13 protein-coding genes are annotated in these 15,445 nt (G+C 36.3%); 5 read left to right on the top strand and 8 right to left on the bottom strand.

Translation table 11 applies throughout. From position 1 onward, the window contains the following. Window positions 1–639 (top strand): MarR family transcriptional regulator (locus ACFCYJ_RS21370; RefSeq protein WP_376076778.1); only part of this gene is annotated, 639 nt, incomplete at its 5' end. Between the two features lie 324 nt (window positions 640–963). On the opposite strand, the gene ACFCYJ_RS21365 is transcribed toward ACFCYJ_RS21370, so the two are convergent. Further along, window positions 964–1,782 carry a stalk domain-containing protein gene (locus ACFCYJ_RS21365; protein WP_376076776.1) on the bottom strand — a complete coding sequence of 273 codons (819 nt, stop codon included), beginning with the start codon at window positions 1,780–1,782 and terminating at the stop codon, window positions 964–966. A gap of 655 nt (window positions 1,783–2,437) precedes the next feature. On the opposite strand from ACFCYJ_RS21365, the gene ACFCYJ_RS21360 reads away from it, so the two are divergent. Next, window positions 2,438–3,847 carry a TcaA 3rd/4th domain-containing protein gene (locus tag ACFCYJ_RS21360; protein WP_376076773.1) on the top strand — a complete coding sequence of 470 codons (1,410 nt, stop codon included), beginning with the start codon at window positions 2,438–2,440 and terminating at the stop codon, window positions 3,845–3,847. Between the two features lie 484 nt (window positions 3,848–4,331). Here the strand turns inward: ACFCYJ_RS21360 and nhaC are convergent, their stop codons facing one another. Continuing rightward, entirely contained in the window at window positions 4,332–5,714 is a 1,383-nt protein-coding gene (gene nhaC / locus ACFCYJ_RS21355; protein WP_376076771.1) for a Na+/H+ antiporter NhaC, read from the bottom strand. Window positions 5,715–5,837: 123 nt separating this feature from the next. Then, the gene (locus tag ACFCYJ_RS21350; protein WP_376076787.1) at window positions 5,838–6,605 is read right to left on the bottom strand and encodes a sulfite exporter TauE/SafE family protein; all 768 of its coding nucleotides are present in this window, start codon (window positions 6,603–6,605) and stop codon (window positions 5,838–5,840) included. Window positions 6,606–7,016: 411 nt separating this feature from the next. Between ACFCYJ_RS21350 and ACFCYJ_RS21345 the strand changes: the two genes are divergently transcribed. From ACFCYJ_RS21345 to ACFCYJ_RS21335, 3 genes are all read left to right on the top strand, one after another. After that, the gene (locus ACFCYJ_RS21345) at window positions 7,017–7,637 is read left to right on the top strand and encodes a DUF47 domain-containing protein (protein ID WP_376076784.1); all 621 of its coding nucleotides are present in this window, start codon (window positions 7,017–7,019) and stop codon (window positions 7,635–7,637) included. A gap of 15 nt (window positions 7,638–7,652) precedes the next feature. Continuing rightward, the gene (locus ACFCYJ_RS21340; protein WP_376076768.1) at window positions 7,653–8,669 is read left to right on the top strand and encodes an inorganic phosphate transporter; all 1,017 of its coding nucleotides are present in this window, start codon (window positions 7,653–7,655) and stop codon (window positions 8,667–8,669) included. A 79-nt stretch (window positions 8,670–8,748) separates the two neighbouring features. Beyond that, window positions 8,749–8,949: a hypothetical protein gene (locus ACFCYJ_RS21335; RefSeq protein WP_376076767.1), complete on the top strand. Its 201-nt coding sequence runs from the start codon at window positions 8,749–8,751 to the stop codon at window positions 8,947–8,949. 216 nt (window positions 8,950–9,165) lie between these two features. Here the strand turns inward: ACFCYJ_RS21335 and ACFCYJ_RS21330 are convergent, their stop codons facing one another. The 5 genes from ACFCYJ_RS21330 to ACFCYJ_RS21310 all read right to left on the bottom strand — a co-directional run bounded on the left by ACFCYJ_RS21330 (window position 9,166) and on the right by ACFCYJ_RS21310 (window position 15,251). Then, window positions 9,166–9,960, bottom strand: a complete 795-nt coding sequence (locus tag ACFCYJ_RS21330; RefSeq protein ID WP_376076764.1) for a DeoR/GlpR family DNA-binding transcription regulator — start codon at window positions 9,958–9,960, stop codon at window positions 9,166–9,168. Window positions 9,961–10,024: 64 nt separating this feature from the next. Beyond that, the gene (gene rhaA / locus ACFCYJ_RS21325) at window positions 10,025–11,281 is read right to left on the bottom strand and encodes an L-rhamnose isomerase (protein ID WP_376076761.1); all 1,257 of its coding nucleotides are present in this window, start codon (window positions 11,279–11,281) and stop codon (window positions 10,025–10,027) included. Between the two features lie 11 nt (window positions 11,282–11,292). After that, a complete protein-coding gene (rhaM, locus tag ACFCYJ_RS21320; protein ID WP_376076781.1) occupies window positions 11,293–11,610 on the bottom strand; it encodes an L-rhamnose mutarotase in 318 nt (105 codons plus the stop codon). A 2-nt stretch (window positions 11,611–11,612) separates the two neighbouring features. Continuing rightward, on the bottom strand, window positions 11,613–13,073 hold the full coding sequence (gene rhaB, locus ACFCYJ_RS21315; RefSeq protein WP_376076758.1) for a rhamnulokinase: 1,461 nt from the start codon (window positions 13,071–13,073) through the stop codon (window positions 11,613–11,615). A gap of 108 nt (window positions 13,074–13,181) precedes the next feature. Then, window positions 13,182–15,251 (bottom strand): bifunctional aldolase/short-chain dehydrogenase, encoded by a 2,070-nt coding sequence (locus tag ACFCYJ_RS21310; RefSeq protein WP_376076756.1) that lies wholly within the window; start codon window positions 15,249–15,251, stop codon window positions 13,182–13,184. Window positions 15,252–15,445 lie beyond the last annotated feature (194 nt).

The following is a 15,445-nucleotide window of genomic DNA, read 5'->3' as shown; positions in this document are numbered from 1 at the left end:
CCACCGTCAAGTCATTTTTATGTAGATAAATCAAAGTATGAAGATTTTTTACAAACTTTAGAATTAAATTATTTTATAACAAAATATAATGAGCAGAAAGACCAAGATAGCAGAGATATTATGTCTTTTTATAGTTTAAATTATGGTTTGTGTGTAAAAGAGAATATTAATTACGGTAGAGGAAAAGATAGGAAGTATGTTATACAAAGAAGATTTAATTATAATTTTTTGATAGAAAAATTTTTGGAACAAGCTAAATCTATTGAATGCGACAACGGAAATTGTGCAGCATCATTTAAAATGGAACAGTTAGATTTTCTCAAAATGTATGATATGTTGTGCCCAAAATGTAAAATTGGAAAATGTGAGATAAGAAACGTTGAAATAGATTTAGATGAGAAACCAGAAGAAATGTTACTATTACCTGTTGAATATGAAATATTGAATTCTTTAAGAATTAGCCCTGAACAATATCCATTAGAATTAGCTCAAGAAATTGATTGTACAGTTCAAAAAATCAGAAGAATTATAGACAAATTAGAGGAGAAAGGATTAGTTAAGAGGGATAAAGATGGAACAAATGCTAATGCAAGAACTATCTACCTTTTAGAACCCAAAGCTCAAATATATTTTAAATAAAAATAACCGGATCTAGACATAATACGATGACCGTATCATAAATAAGTGCGTTTTTTTCACATAAGTCATCAAGAACAGTTATTATTAATGTGTTTTTGATGGCTTATTTCATTTCTTTGTTAAGAAGGTTAGCTTGATTTAACTAAGTAACTTTATATAAAGGGAAAGCTATTTTGCGCCTACGTTTGTAGATTTAATTTAAGATACAGAGAGAATTTGTTTAAATGATAAACACTTAAAAAGAAGAATTTTATTGATTGGTATAAAAACATAATAAAAGGAGGTATTCCTAAATTTAATATTAGAATGCCTCCGTTGGCTTTTTTATATGTTTTCTAACTTTCGATATTCCGTATATTCACCTTCATATTCGGCAAGGCCTAAATGATCGCAAGAGCCGTTCATATTTTCAACACGGATTTCATCATCATATTTAACTAAATCAAATGAGCAGCCATTTAACTCATATGATGCCACATCATCAAAAATTAGCTGTGCGTCACGTGTTGTATAGTTAACGTGCCATGGCATTTGGTAGCCAAATAATTTTCCATTTGTAGGGTCATAGCGATAGCCATTAACAGATGTAAATGTAATTTTTGTCGGTGTCACTTTATCAATACGAATTGATGTTTCTACACCTGATCCTGTAAAGGCTGGATTATTGTAATAGCCTAACCAATGTGAGCGCTCTACTTGCGAAGATCCTTTAGCATAAATGGATACTTCATTTAAATCTTGATCCCAAGAAACTGTCGCCCCTAATGCTTCACTAATAAAGCGTAATGGCACTAATGTTGTCCCTGATTTTATAATTGGTGCTGCTGTCACAACTAATGCGTTGCCGTTAATTTTTGCTTTTTTTGAACCGACCATTAGCCAAACTGTTTTCGTGCTATTTTTCGCTGTAATCGTTTTATCTTTCGCATTCCAGCTCACTGTTGCACCTAATGTTTCAAATACGCCTCGTAGTGGTACTAGCGTTACGCCATTATGAATAATTGCATCACTGTGATAGCTTTGTGTTTGTTCGTTTGCTACATATACGTCTATGCCAGAGTAGGCAGAAGCATTATGTGCTTGTAAACTAAATGTAACGACGCATGTCATGGCAATAATAAAATATTTAAAAATCTTATTCATAGTATTCTCTCCTTCTAATAACTTACTGATTGAATAATTTTATTGCTAGTTAATTCTTTTTCTGATTTAATTTTTATGACTTCAAAGTTTTCCGTATTTACATATTTTTTCTTTAATAAACAATATTATACTAGTATAAAACAAAGGTGAAGGAAAATCACCCATTTTTTTAATAGATTTTTACTGGTTTTATAATATACGTATTAGGAGTAAAGGTTTAGGTTGGACTATTAAGTTAATTTACATAATGGTGGCATTCCTAACATCCCAAAGGGGCTATCCACCAGTTTGACTGAATATTTTTAACTAATCCCAACTCTTGGCTAACCCCTACTACTTGTAGTCGGGGTTTGTGGTGGTTGGACCAATTTTGGGCTCATTACGGAGAACCGTATCATAAATAAGTGAGGTTATTTCGATTACCTCAGTCTGAGAGTTAAACATTTTAATTTTGAAATGTAAAGGGTGCTAACATAGAGTAACGCTGTGTGTTGGCATCCCTTTTTGTGTATTTATTCTTTTGATTTTGGTGGTAGTTACTGTTTTTTCAGTAAAACTAGTACCCTTATCAAAAAACACAATAATTAAAATTATTTAAGTAAGTTTTATTATAATAATGTATAATATGCTGATGTATATGAAAGGAGGGATAAAAATGGTTTTTTGTGTCCACTGTGGTCATCAAAATGCAGAGGAAACTAAGTTCTGTGAGAACTGTGGTAAACCTATTAATTCGGTAATGGAAACTAAATTTGAATCGAATAATACCGTAGGACCTCAGCATTCTAAACAAAATGCAAAAAAGAAGCCTATGTCGAAGAAGAGTAAGTTTACAATCGTAGGTATTGCAGTAATGATCGGGTTAGTTGTGATCGCAAATATTGCTATTACGAAAATGTTAGATCCGATGAAACAGATTGAAGCGATGGATTCCGCATTGAAACAAGAAGATTATCAAGCGTTTTTAGAAGAATTCCAAATTCCTGAAAAATCGATTTATGATGCTGAAAGTTTTTCTTTGTATGTAAAGGAAAATGGGTGGAGCGCAATTCGTGATAATTTAATAAAGGAAGTAAATTCTTTAGAAAATGGTAAATTTGCAGATCCCATTAGTGATAGCCATGGTACAGATTTGATAACGGTTCTACAAAAGAAAGTCTTGTTTGGGCTATTTAAAAAGGTAGAATTCAAATTGGTTCCAATAGAAGTCTACACTGAAGCGCCATTTAAGGATATGGAAATTATCATTAATAATCATAAAATTAAAACGGATAACGAAGGCACACAATTATTGGGGCAGTATTTGCCTGGTGTTTATGCCTGGAGTTATACGTATGATGGTCAGTGGGCTAACTTGAAGAATAGCGGTGAACTGGCAATCCGAGGCAATGGATCAAATAAGCTGGAAATTGATCTTGATTGGAATATGACATCTTTAGAATTAGATTCTGACATAGAAGACGCAATCGTTTATGTGAATGGGAAATCCACTAAATTGACTGTTTCAGAAATAGGGAAAATGTATCCTCTTCCAGCTGACGATAGTATAAAGATTTATGCTGTTACTAAAAACTCAAAAGGTCAAGAGGTTCAATCAAATAGCATTACTTCAGATGCCCGATATGCTTACTTTGAATTTCCAGAAGATACAACACAAGTAAATCAAACTACTATTGAAGAAAAACAAGAAAAAGTTACAAATGGAAGTCAAAAAGATGAGTACATACAGAAGCTAGATTCGATTGATGTTGGTTTAGCAGATCTTGAGCATTTGTATACTAATAAAGATAATACAGAAATTTTAAAAGCAGAAAAAGAAACATATAAAAGATGGGATAATATCTTAAACGAAATTTATGCTCTGTTAAAACAGCAACTTTCTAGTGGTGACATGGAGAGTTTAAAAGGAGTACAAATAAAGTGGATTAAAGACAAAGAGAGTTCTGCCAAAAATGCGGCTTCAAAGTATGCTGACGATGAAATGAAAGAAATTACAAAGTATAAAATTGAAGCTCAATATACGAAAGAAAGATGTTATGAGCTAGTAAAAAATTATATGAAATAAACAAGTGAAAAAGAGAGTTTTAAAATCTATGCTTTACATGCCTCATACTGTCCATATTGCTCGACGTTCATCTACATCGAAGCGGATAAAAAATTATTATTTCTAGTTTAGCATTTTAAAACTTACATTGTAAAAAACCGCACTTAGTTACATTCCGGAGAACCTTATCATTAAGTGTGGTTTATAAAAAACTAACTAAAATGTACATTTTAGTTAGTCTTTTATTTTTCATCGTGTGATGTTAATTTATTGATGAGATTTTTAAGTGTCTTCATCGTTTCAGGATTGTTTGTATCTATTAATTGGTTATTATTTAACTTCTTTTAGCAAATGTTTTTTGGTAGCGAAAGCGAAGCGTCAGCTACAAATGTCTTTTGTACAGAAAGTATAGCGACAGGGACGCAATTATGCTGAGACATAATTGATAGGCATAAATATGGTGGGATATAAAAAAGGTAGCTGACGAATTCATCAGCTACCAATCTTATTTTTCAAGCTTTGTTAATGTTTTACCGCTCCAACCAAAGATAATCGTCAAAATTGGTCCGAGTAGACAGAAGAAGGTAAATGGCAGGTAAGATGTTGTTGGTATATCTAGTACACTAGCAATGAAAATACCACAAACACTCCATGGAACAAGAGGATTGACTACAGTTCCTGCGTCCTCCATAACTCGGGATAAATTTTTAGGGGCAAGCCCTACCTTCTCAAATTGTGCTTTAAATGCTTCACCAGTAAGTAGGATGGATAAATATTGCTCACCAATTAATGTGTTTACACCAATCCCCGTAATGGCTGCACCTGTAATGACAGAGCCAGCACTTTTAAAGAGGCTCTCTACCTTCGCTAAAATACTTTGAATAATGCCGAGCGTAAATAGAAGACCGCCCATTGTTAATGCTAATAAGACTAAGGCAATTGTAAATAGCATACTGTTCATACCACCGCGAGACAGTAATGCATCTACACCTTTATCACCCGTACTAGATACATAGCCTTCAAAAAGGATTTTAAAGACATTCGATAAGGCAATCGGTTCTTGTATGTAGGCAAGCCCAACGCCAATAATGGAGACGACTGCGAGTGTGATAAGTGCAGGCGCTTTATAAAAAGTCATAATAACAAGAACAACAATTGGCAATAATGTATACCAATGAATAAGTCCAGTTGACAGTAAGCCCTCTTTAAATTGCTCAACTGTTTCAAACGAATTATTTCCACCTGTTGGCGATAATATTGCATAAAGGACGAATGAGATCACGAAAGCTGGAATCGTTGTCCAACCCATATTTTTAATATGCTCGAAAAGATCTACACCAACCGTTCCAGATGCAAGATTTGTTGTATCCGAAAGGGGAGACATTTTATCCCCAAAGAAAGCTCCTGAAACAATCGCACCAGCTGTTATAGCTAAAGAGATGTCCATTGCACCGGCGATTCCCATAAAGGCAACGCCCACTGTTGCTACAGTAGTTAAAGAACTACCAACTGAAACACCAACGATACTACAAATCAAAAATACGATGGCAAAGAAAAAGCTTGGTGAAACTGTTAAAAAACCGTAGTAGATCAGTGTTGGAATTGTACCACCCATAATCCAACTCGAAATTAAAATACCAATAAAGAAGAAAATGAAAACTGCCCCAAGTCCAGCACTTGCACCAGCAATCATACCAGCTTCAAGCTCACGAAAAGGAACTTTTTTTAGTAATCCATAGGCAAGTAAAAGTGAAATGACAAGAAAAATAGGTATATGGGGTGTTGCTTTTAAATACCCAATACTGATTGCCATCGTGGCAATTATTAATATTATTATGAAGCTTGCCTCAATAAATCGAGGGTTACTCTTAGCTTCTATTCGAAACATGCTAATCCTCCTACTAGTTACTTCTTCGCTTCAACGCGGTGAAGCCTAAAAGAATTATAGCACGCTAATAAATTTTGTCAATTGACTGATAAATTTTGTTAATGAAATCGGTTGTGTTTTTCTTTAATGGATACTGAAATAATCCCATGCATTTTTAACAATTAATGTACAAGTCATGATGATAAAAATAATACGCATCATTTTTGTCCCACGTTTCAGCGCAAATTTTGAACCCATTATGGCACCAAAGATCATGACGAAGCCCATCGGTAGGCCGTATAAAAAATTTACTTTTCCTAATAGTAAAAACATAGCCAGCGCAGCTAAGTTCGATGTGAAATTAAAGGCTTTAGCATTACCAGCGGCCTGCAAGAAATCATTGCCCATCATTAATAAAATGAAAATAAAAAAAGAACCAGTGCCAGGTCCGAAGAAACCATCGTAAAAGCCAACAGCTGCAAAAGCCCCAACAAAGGCCATTTTCTTAACAGTACTTAATGACCGTTCTTCAGGTTGCTGTCCCCAATCTTTTTTGAAAATTGTATAAGCCGTAACAAGGACGAGCATAACAAGCATCATAGGCTTTAAAATAGTTGGTGATACGAGATGCACGGTGTATGCTCCAATAAATGAAGCAATAAAAATAAAAGGCATTATTTTCTTATTTTTTTTAATATCAACCTTGCCTGCTCGTAAAAAAGTTAACATGCTAGTCCCATTACTAATTGTATTTGCGAGTTTGTTTGTGGCAATCGCTGTACTTGGCGGTAAACCAACCGCCATAAGGGCAGGCAATGAAATTAATCCTCCGCCACCGACAATCGCATTTAAAAAGGATGCGATAAAGCCTAGTACTAAAAGTATTACAAGTGATAGTAAATCGATGTCCATATGTATGATACTCACAACCTTTTTATCGCATACTGTGTAACTTACACTATTCTAATAACAGTACTGCGAATTGTAATAAATGACAATGGAGTTTTTCATTTCTAATGTAAATATCGTTTACAATTCCTTAACATTTATAATGATGAAAAAAATAGAAGGGAAAAAAGTTTTTCAAGTATTTTTATAAAAATAAAAGAAAAAATGGGTATATTTAAAGAAAAATCGAACATTTTTGTTACTGAGTTTCCAACGTTTTCAACTTGGAAAAGTACCTAGAATTAATTGTGGCAAATTTTATATTACATTTTTGTAAATTCAACTTGTTTATGTTTAAAAATCTGTAGAAGTATGTGAAAGTTTTGTTATGATGATTGCAGAAATCGACAATATTCATTCAACAGGAGGAACATGATGTTCAACTCAAACAAGCAAGATCCATTTTTTAAGGCATTGTTAAACATTTCTAAAAACGTTAAAGAAGGTATTTATTACGCTCATAACGCACGTATTGAAAATATAGATTCACTAAAAGAAATCGCAGACACAATGAAGCGATATGAAACAAGTGGAGATAAATTGATTCACGAGCTGATCGTCATGCTCAATAAATCATTTATGACACCAATAGAGCGTGAAGATATTTTAGCACTTGCCAATAAATTAGATGATGTTATTGATGGAATGGAAGGCTGTATTGCTCATTTTGACATGTACAATTTAACAGAAGTGACAGACCCGATGCGCCAATTCTTAACATATATTGCGAAAAGTACAGACGAAATGGTCCAAGCAATGGAGCTATTAAATAGTAAAAAGCTTGTTGAAATGCGTAAACATGCTATTCAAATTAAGGACTATGAGCGTGAATGTGATGAAATTTTCCGCTCTTCGATGAAGCAATTATTTATTCAAGAAAAAGATCCGATGCGCATCATGGTGTTCAAGAGTATATACGAACAATTTGAAGATATTGCAGACTACTGTCAAACTGTAGCAAATACAATTGAAACAATAATTATGCGTAACGCGTAAGATGGAGAGTACGAAATGGATACGATATTACTGATAACAATATTAGTCGTTATATTTGCGCTTGTGTTTGATTTTATTAACGGCTTCCATGATACAGCTAACGCGATCGCAACTTCTGTATCAACAAGGGCATTGAAGCCACGTACAGCGATATATATGGCTGCACTTATGAACTTCATCGGAGCTATTACATTCGTTGGGGTAGCGAAAGCATTAACAAAGGATATTGTTGACCCGTTCAGCTTAAATGCTTTTACTGGAGATACTACAGGTTCTGTCGTTATTTTAGCGGCATTATTATCAGCGATCACATGGAATTTAGTAACGTGGTACTTTGGAATTCCGTCTAGTTCATCACATACATTGATCGGTTCTGTGGCTGGTGCTGCCATTGCGGCAGCTGGCTTTAATATTTTGAACTATAGTGGCTTTATAAAAATCCTTCAGGCGCTTATTTTCTCACCATTACTTGCGTTTGCAGGTGGTTTCTTAATGATGTCTTTATTCAAAGTATTATTTAAGGATATGAATTTATATCGAACGAATAAAGGCTTCCGGACAATGCAAATTGGTACAGCCGCTTTACAATCATTTACACACGGTACAAACGATGCACAAAAGGCGATGGGGATTATTACGCTCGCTTTAATTGCAGGAGGCTTGCATCACACAGACGATATTCCTTTCTGGGTACGTTTTGCAGCAGCATGTGCGATGGGTCTTGGTACTTCTGTAGGTGGTTATAAAATCATCAAAACAGTCGGTGGCAAGATTATGAAAATCCGTCCAGTAAACGGTGTTGCAGCAGACCTTGCTTCTGCATCTATCATTTTCGGTGCAACTTTAATTCACTTACCAGTATCTACAACACATGTTATTTCTTCATCTATCATGGGAGTAGGAACAGCACATCGTGTAAAAGGTGTTAAATGGGGTATGGCACGTAAAATTGTGACAACATGGGTAATCACGATGCCAATTTCCGCAGTCATGGCGGCAGCTATTTACTTTATCTTAAGTTTATTTTTCTAACATAATGAAGGAATGCACAAATTGCGTGCATTCCTTTTTTTATTTGATTAATTGGAATTGGGTTGTCTGAAAGCGATGGATGGGAAAGGCAAAGCGACGGAAAGACAGGTCTGACCGACGGAAAGAAAAGGCGAAGCGACGGAAAGTCCGGGTAGAACGACGGATGGAAAAGAAGGCGACGGAAAGACCGAGCAGACCGACGGAAAGAAAAGGCGAAGCGACGGATAGTCTGAACAGACCGACGGATAGAAAAGGAGAAACGACGGATAGCTTAATATAGAATTTAAAATAGGAGAAAATAAGCAAAATAATGCAAATTTATGACAAGATAGAGCCATGATTTTTATTGAGAGATTGCTATAATGGCAGTACATTCTATGGTAGGGGGGATGAAATGGTGGGAAATATAAACAGTTTCAAAAGGTTGCAATGTTGTTGAATATCCCATATTGCATTTTATAAGTAAGAAAAACCAGGCGTTTTTGCCTGGTTTTTCTTAACTTCCATAATATCCGATATTGTTATGTGGAAGTGTAACAGTGTGGATGTGAATCCCGAGATCCGTAGCCTGTTGTTTAAAAGTCTGATCCATATTCTCATCACAAATTATGGTATGAATTTTGTGTAGTGGAGCGATTTGAGCAAAAGAATGTGTATTAATTTTACTAGAGTCTACAAGTAAAATTGCTTCATCACAATGTTCAAGCATTTGTGCCTTTAATAGAGCCTGAAGTTCACTTGAGTCACTAACTCCATGCTTAAGATGTACACCTTTACATGAAATAAATGTCTTTGTCACATGATAGTTGGCTAGTGAACGTTCTGCTAACGGCCCGACAAAGGAATGAGATTTAGCAGTGTAGCGTCCGCCGGTTGAGATTATCTCAATTTGATTTTTATCAACGAGCTCTGTAACTACCTGGACAGAATTCGTGATGACTGTTAAGGGGATATTAGGCAAAAATCGAGCTAGACACCGGGCTGTTGTACTTGCATCTAAAATAATTTTATCACCTGTTTGGATGAATTTTAAAGCTTCATAGGCAATCGCCCGTTTTTCATGCACATTCAAAATTTCACGCTCTGTAAAATGGATTTCTTGATCGACGGAAGGGATTTTAATAGCGCCACCATGTTGCCGTTGTATTTTATGTTCGCGTTCTAATTTTTCTAAATCTCTTCGAATAGTTTCTTCAGTGACAGAAAATAACTCACTTAAATCGGTAACTTTAACGAAGTTCTGTTCGTAAATCAATTCAAAGATTTTTTTACGTCTTTCTGCTGCAAGCATGGTAAACACTCCTTTCAGTAAGATAAACCTTCATCATTTTAGCATACATCATAATGATACTGCTTTAATTACGATGAGTAAGCAGCTCTTTTTCATACGCTTTGACATTATTTAGCCAATTTTCACGCACTGGTACTTGTTGTGTTTCACAGTAATAATCCCAAATGGCTCCAAATGGATATGTTTTGAATTCTTCCATTAAAGCAAGGCGTTCAGTAAAATTTCCCGATTCCTGTAATTGGCGTAAATAATCGTTTGGTAGTAAAAGTGCATATAATAATGCTTTGATCATATTACGTGTGCCGATAACCCATGCCGCTATACGATTAATGCTAGCGTCAAAGAAATCAAGACCGATAATAACACGATGAATAGCATCATTACGCACTATTTCCATGGCAATTTCCCGTAATTCATCATCAAAGGTCACGACATGATCACTATCCCAACGAACAGGACGAGATACATGTAATGCTACCTTTTCGTGAAAGAGCAGTAGTGTGGATAGCTTATTAGACACCATCTCAGTTGGATGAAAATGGCCTGTATCTAGTAAACATAGTTTATTATTTTGTTGTGCATAGCTTAAGTAAAACTCATGTGACCCTACTACAAAGGATTCTGAACCGATGCCGAATAATTTACTCTCTACAGCATCAAGATTGTAGCGAATATCAATATCTTCAGCAAAGATAATATCTAATGATTCTTTTAAGCGCTTACGTGGTGTTAGACGATCACTAGGTGTATCCTTATAGCCATCTGGAATCCAAATATTTGTTAAACAAGGTGAGTTTAAAGCTTTCCCAAAGTATTCGCCAATTTTGCGAGAGGCGATGCAATGCTCAATCCAAAATGCACGAATGTTCTCATCGGGGTGAGATAGTGTCAAACCATCTTGTGCTTTTTCATGTGAAAATAATGTTGGATTAAAATCTAAGCCGAGTTGATGCTTTTTAGCCCATTCTACCCATTTAGTAAAATGCATAGGCTGTAACTCATTTCTTTCTACTATTTGCCCATCTGTTTCTGCATAAATGGCATGCAAATTAATGCGATGTTTACCAGGAATCAGTGCTAATGCTTGCTCAAGATCAGCACGTAGTTCGTCCCCATTACGTGCCTTGCCAGGATAGTTTCCTGTTACATCAATGCCACCAGAAAGTGTTTGCCGTTTGGTCTCAAAGCCGCCAACATCATCTCCTTGCCAGCAATGAATGGAAATAGGGATATTTTTGAGAGTTTGAAGTGCTCCTTCTACATCTATATTCCAATGTTCATAGAATGCCTTTGCTTGTTGAAAACGTTGTTGTATTGTCATAGATATCCTCCTTATCGTGAAAGATGAAATACTTGTTTAAGATCTATTGATACAGGTTGATTATTAGCATAAGTTTCCATTAGAGGTGCCATATACGCCCACCATTGACGACAAATTTCTGTACTTGCTAATGCATCCCATAGTTGCTCATCGTTAATTTCAAGATAGGCAAATAATTGTCCAGTTGCAGGATGTAAGAAAATAGAATAGGAATGTGCCCCATGAGCTTTAATTGCCTCTTGCATTGCGGACCATAATTCAGCATGGCGTTTTTCATATTCCTCATAGTATTGTGGGTAAACAGTCATTACGAATGCTTTTCGTAACATCATTATCCCTCACTTTCAATAAAGGTTGTCGCATGTGAAAATGCCGAAAACAGTTGTTGTTGATTACAAGGAAGAGGGGTGAATACTTTGTGTGGAAAAGAACGTCTCACAAGTGCGCGTCCCGCTTCAATAGATTCAACAGTACCTACATGAATTAATTGTACTAATAAGTTTCCGATAGCAGTGGCTTCAGTTGGACCTGTTACCACTGTTTTTTGACTAAAGGTAGCGATGCATTGATTTAGAAAATCATTATGAGCACCACCGCCGACAATATGTAGCACATCAATGGAATGTCCGACTATTTCTTCGATTTGCTCAAGATGATGCGCTATGATGATAGCTAAATTATAGTAAACTGCCGCAGCTAGCTCACCTTCTGTGTTAGGGATAGGTTGTTTTGTTTCCAGACAATAGGCTTGCAATTCCTCAATCATATTGTCTGGATTGATAAAACGACTATCATTTAAATTAATATATTGTTGAAGTGGGGGGACTTTTTTCGCTTTCTCTACAAGTACTTCAAATGTATAAGCTGTCGGAAGTAGACGCTGCACTTCTTGTATAATCCAAAGTCCCATTACATTTTTTAAAAAGCGATAAGTGTGTGCCGCACCGTACTCATTCGTGTAATTTTCTTCTAAAGTTCGTGTTGTCACAATAGGTTGCTTTGTTTCTATACCGATTAATGACCATGTCCCAGAGCTTAAGTAGGCCCAGTTGTCTGTACTTGCGGGCGTTCCTAATGCAGCAGAAGCTGTATCGTGTGATGCGACTGCAATGACAGTACATGCAGGCAGATCATATGTTGGAAAGGCATCCATACGTAATGGGCCAATGACTGTTCCTGGCTCAATCAATGGCGGAAATTGTGCGCGTGATAACCCAAGTATTTGTAAGAGCTCTTCATCATACTCACGTGTTGCGATATTGAGTAATTGTGTTGTTGAAGCATTAGTAATTTCGGCTGTTATATGTCCTGTTAGCCGATAATTTATATAATCCGGCACAAGTAGGATAGATGCTGTTTGGGTAAGGATATCCTTATTTTCCTCATATAGCTGAAATAGTGTATTGAACGGCAAAAATTGAATACCTGTTTTTTGATAAATCGTCGGACCATCCATCTGTTGAAACACAGAGGACATCGTATGGTCAGTACGATGGTCACGATAGGCAATCACAGGTTGTAGGAGCTCACCATTTTGGGCAATTAATGCATAATCAATTGCCCATGTATCGATTCCGAGTGTGCAGCTAACGATACCTTGCTGTTTGGCAATCGCTAATCCTTTTAAAATTTCATCCATTAAATAATGCACATCCCAGCAGAAGTGATTATTTACGTGGTGGAATTCATTTTTAAATCGATGAAGCTCTTTTAGCTGAATATGTCCATCTAATAGTTGGGCATGTACAAGACGACCACTAGACGCTCCGATGTCAACAGCAATATGATGCAATGTTTTTCACCCCTTGAAAAGAATGTACATCAATAGTAAGGAAAACCAAATAACGTATTTGAATTTGTTATTTGGTCGATTCTATAAATAGCTACAGGCTTAGTAACATTAGCGTGTAAATGCTGCTGGTACGCCTCCATCTACCGTTAGCATGCAACCTGTTGTTTTGCTAGATTTAGAGGATGCAAAAAATAGAATAGCATCTGCGATATCGTCAGGAAATATATTCACCAATAAGGTTGTGCGTTGACGATAATGTTCTTCTAATTCCTCTGGATCGATATTATAGGCGGCAGCACGTTCTTCTCGCCAGCGTGAGTCCCAAATAGCGGACCCTTGTAGTACAGCATCTGGCAATACAGAGTTAACACGGATGCCGTATTCACCTCCCTCGGTAGCAATACATTTGGCAAGATGAATTTCAAGTGCCTTCACAGCACTATAAGCGGCTGCATTTTTTCCTGCATAAAGTGAATTTTTAGATCCCACAAATACCATATTACCCCCGAGCTCTTGATGCCTCATGCATTTAAAGGCTTCGCGTGCTACTAGGAAATAACCTGTGCCAAGTACATCCATATTTAAGTTCCATTCTTGCAAAGTCGTTTCAGAAAATGGAGCGGATGTTGCTAAACCTGCATTGTTGACGATAATATCAAGGCCACCATAGGACAAGATAGTTTGTTGGATGGCTTCGATAACTTGTTCTTCCTTCGTCACATCCATTTTCACGGCAAGAGCAACAGGCGCTTTATATTCCTTGTTTAATGCATCGGCAACCTTTTGAGCGCCTTCAAGATTAATATCGGCCAATACAATGTGAGCTCCTTCAGCTACGAATTTTCTAGCAGTCGAGCTTCCGATACCACCAGCACCACCTGTAATGAAAGCAATTTGGCGGGAAAATTCTGCTTCTTTTGGCGCTAATGATAATTTATATAATTCAAGTGGCCAGTACTCAATTTGATAGGATTCTTCCTCATTTAGTGATACAAATTGACCGAGGACTTCAGCACCTTTCATAACGGCAATTGCCCGATTATATAGTTGGCCACTTACATCTGCCGTCAACATGCTTTTTCCGCTATTTATCATACCGATGCCAGGAATGAGGATCACACGTGGAGCTGCTTCAAACATAACATCATGGTCATTTTTATGACGTTCAAAGTAGTCCTTATAATCTTCTTTATAATTGTTAATAGCCTCTTTTAACATACATTTTAATGTCTCTACGTCATCTTTTTGAGGATGCCATTCTACATAGAGCGGTGTTCTCTTAGTGTGCACTAAATGATCGGGGCACGCTGCGCCAATTCGAGAAAGTTTCTCAGCATGTTGGCTGTTAACAAATTGCAGAACACTTGCAGATGTATCTACTTTTAACAGCATCTTTTTTTGATCACTTACAGCTCCTCGAATGACAGGTAAAATTTTGTGTAAAATGTTTGTGCGCTGTTCCTCATCGAATACCTCAAATTTCTGACCACCGAAGATAGTGGCTTCATCGATTTTATTAGCAATGAAGCGTTCAGCTTGTGCAATAATTTGAATCGTTTTATCGTAGCTTTCTTCCGCTGTATCTCCCCATGTAACTAATCCGTGTTTTTCCATTAAAACAAGTTCTGCATTTGGATTGTCTTTGACTTCTTGGGCAATCATTTTCGATAGCTTGAAGCCAGGGCGAATATATGGAACCCATACAAATTTATCTCCGAATATTTCCTTTGCTATTTCTTGCCCATTATGTGCACAGCAAATACTGATAATCGCATCTGGATGTGTGTGATCAACATGTTTGAATGGCAAAAATGCATGCAATAATGTTTCGATAGAAGCACGCGGATGATGTGTATCTATCATACAATGTCCGAGATATGCGACCATTTCTTCATCAGACATGTCTTCGCGCTCCAATAATGGCAGGATGTTTGCTAAGTCAAGCCCGGTAAATTGCTGGGGTTGAATAGTGGCTAAGTCAGAGCCGCTGCCCTTTACCCAAAGTACTTCGACATTTTCACCTTTAAAATTTTTTTCTATAGATTTGGCTGAAGTGTTGCCACCTCCCCAGTTACAAACTGTCCGATCTGAACCGAGTAGATTGGATCGATAGGCAAGCTCCTCTAGTGTCGATGTGAATGTTTTAACTCTGTCATTATTCCATGTATTGATTGGCATCAAATATCTCCACCTTTTAATTTCTTTGTTTTTCTTTGTTTATAGTAACATTTTTTCTGAAAAATAGAAATAATTTTTTGAAAATTAAAAATATGGCATTGTAAACGCTATATATTTGCTTTATGATAAGAAATAAAATAATAACAAAAAGTTTGAATTTGTTTTTTTATGTTGTTTTTTCTTTATTTGCAGCG

Source organism: Lysinibacillus sp. NPDC056232, from assembly GCF_042267565.1.
Lineage (GTDB): Bacteria > Bacillota > Bacilli > Bacillales_A > Planococcaceae > Lysinibacillus.
Note: the sequence above shows the minus strand (reverse complement) of the source record. Positions and strands in the feature narration are given on the sequence as shown.

Excerpts from the sequence above, each read along its gene's own strand:
- rhaM (WP_376076781.1), bottom strand. The coding sequence starts at position 11,610 with ATGTTACGAAAAGCATTCGTAATGACTGTTTACCCACAATACTATGAG.
- ACFCYJ_RS21350 (WP_376076787.1), bottom strand. The coding sequence starts at position 6,605 with ATGGACATCGATTTACTATCACTTGTAATACTTTTAGTACTAGGCTTT.
- ACFCYJ_RS21345 (WP_376076784.1), top strand. The coding sequence starts at position 7,017 with ATGTTCAACTCAAACAAGCAAGATCCATTTTTTAAGGCATTGTTAAAC.
- ACFCYJ_RS21335 (WP_376076767.1), top strand. The coding sequence starts at position 8,749 with ATGGGAAAGGCAAAGCGACGGAAAGACAGGTCTGACCGACGGAAAGAA.
- ACFCYJ_RS21360 (WP_376076773.1), top strand. The coding sequence starts at position 2,438 with ATGGTTTTTTGTGTCCACTGTGGTCATCAAAATGCAGAGGAAACTAAG.
- rhaA (WP_376076761.1), bottom strand. The coding sequence starts at position 11,281 with ATGACAATACAACAACGTTTTCAACAAGCAAAGGCATTCTATGAACAT.
- nhaC (WP_376076771.1), bottom strand. The coding sequence starts at position 5,714 with ATGTTTCGAATAGAAGCTAAGAGTAACCCTCGATTTATTGAGGCAAGC.
- ACFCYJ_RS21310 (WP_376076756.1), bottom strand. The coding sequence starts at position 15,251 with ATGCCAATCAATACATGGAATAATGACAGAGTTAAAACATTCACATCG.
- ACFCYJ_RS21330 (WP_376076764.1), bottom strand. The coding sequence starts at position 9,960 with ATGCTTGCAGCAGAAAGACGTAAAAAAATCTTTGAATTGATTTACGAA.
- ACFCYJ_RS21340 (WP_376076768.1), top strand. The coding sequence starts at position 7,653 with ATGGATACGATATTACTGATAACAATATTAGTCGTTATATTTGCGCTT.
- ACFCYJ_RS21365 (WP_376076776.1), bottom strand. The coding sequence starts at position 1,782 with ATGAATAAGATTTTTAAATATTTTATTATTGCCATGACATGCGTCGTT.